Genomic DNA, 1,752 nt, shown 5'->3' with positions numbered 1-1,752 from the left:
CCGGCGGCCAGCGAGCAGAGGTCCACGCAGCAGGAGCCGCCGCGCCGGATGTCGCGCACGCGCGGCAGGACGCCGGTCAGCACCTCGGCCTGGTGGGCGCGGCGCTCGGGGAAGTACCCGAAACCGGTCCCGACGAGGGCCCGGTCGAGCGGGATGCCCGTGTTGACCCGCAGCTCGCGCACGCCCGAGGCGGTGTGCAGCAGCGCTCCCCCGCCCCGGACGGCGGTGTAGGTCTCGCCCCGGCGCGGGATCTCCACGACCCCGGCGACGGTCACGCCGTCCACCTCGGCGGCGATGCTGACCGCCCAGTCGGGCAGGTCGTAGAGGTAGTTCACGGTGCCGTCGATCGGGTCGACGACCCACCGGACGCCGCTGTCCCCGCCGGTGGAGCCGCCCTCCTCGCCGAGGAACGCGTCGCGCGGCCGGGCCGCGAGGATCCGCTCGGTGATCAGCCGCTCGGACGCCCGGTCCATCTCGGTGACCACGTCGGTGGGGCTGGACTTGGTGGCGGCGACGCCGAGGTCGGCGGGCCGCTTGTCCACGAGCATCCGGGTGGCCTCGCGGGCCGTCTCCAGCGCGAGTTCCAGCAGCTCGGACGGGTCGGTCATCGGCATTCTCCACAGGTGTCGGGACGGGGTCCGAGCGAGCCGAGCGCGGGACGCTCCGTGCCGGCGCGCTCCTGGACGAGCTCGCGGACCATGGCGACGAACCGGGGGTGCGTCCCCGGCGTGGCGGCGCGGCGGAAGGCCAGGCCCAGCTTCCGGGCGACACCGGCGGCCTCCACGTCGAGGTCGTACTTGACCTCCATGTGGTCGGAGACGAACCCGATCGGGACGTTCACCACGGCCTGGACGCCGGCGGCGTGCAGGTCCTCCAGGTGGTCGCCGATGTCGGGCTCCAGCCACGGCTGGGTGGGCGGGCCGCTGCGGCTCTGGTAGACGAGCCTCCAGGGCCGTCCGGGGGCGGCGTGCTCGGCCACGTAGGCGGAGACGTCCTCAAGCTGCGCCTGGTACAGCTCGCGGCCCGGCTGGGAGAGCGGGACGCTGTGCGCGCTGAACACCAGGTGCGCACCGTCCCTGAGGTCGGCCGGGAGGTCGGCCAGCGCGGCGCGGGCGGCCTCGACGAACGGCTCCACGAAGCCCGGGTGGTTGTAGTAGACCCGCAGCTTGTCGATCTCGGGCGCGCCGGGGACCTCGGCCCGGGCGCGCTCGATGTCCTGGACGTACTGCCCGCAGCAGGAGTACCCGTCGTAGGCGGACGTGACGAACGCGGCGGCCCGGCGGACGCCGTCCTCCTTCATCCGCCGGACGGTGTCGGTGAGGTAGGGGTCCCAGTTGCGGTTCCCCCAGTAGACCGGCAGGTCCGCGAGGCCGTGGGCCGCGAGGTCCGCCTCGACCGCCGCCTTCAGCTCGCGGCACTGCTGGTTGATGGGGCTGACGCCCCCGAACAGGTGGTAGTGCTCGCCGACCTTCGCGAGCCGCTCGCGCGGGATCCCCCGTCCGCGCGTGACGTTCTCCAAGAACGGGATCACGTCGTCCGGGCCCTCGGGGCCGCCGAACGAGATCAGCAGCAGCGCGTCATAGCCCGCCGTCGTCGCCTGGCTCATGCCTCCAATCCAACCAGGCGACACCAAACGCCCCGGACCACCCCCGCCGCGCCCCGCGCAGCCGCGCCTCACGCAGGGCGCGCCCCCCGCGCACCGGCCGCCCTGCGCCCAGGCCGCCCGCGCCGCGCGCACCCTGCCCGCGCCGC

General features: G+C 74.7%; 2 protein-coding genes. Both read right to left on the bottom strand.

What is annotated here, in order from left to right; genetic code table 11:
* On the bottom strand, window positions 1–608 hold a 608-nt coding region (locus tag AB0J52_RS39085; protein ID WP_500188124.1), incomplete at its 3' end, for an inositol monophosphatase family protein.
* Window positions 605–1,606, bottom strand: a complete 1,002-nt coding sequence (locus tag AB0J52_RS39080; RefSeq protein WP_500188122.1) for a ferrochelatase — start codon at window positions 1,604–1,606, stop codon at window positions 605–607. The genes AB0J52_RS39085 and AB0J52_RS39080, both read right to left, overlap by 4 nt.
* Between the last annotated feature and the right edge of the window lie 146 nt (window positions 1,607–1,752).

This window comes from Spirillospora sp. NPDC049652 (assembly GCF_040675125.1).
GTDB lineage: Bacteria > Actinomycetota > Actinomycetes > Streptosporangiales > Streptosporangiaceae > Spirillospora.
This window is presented reverse-complemented; position numbering and strand designations above follow the sequence as displayed.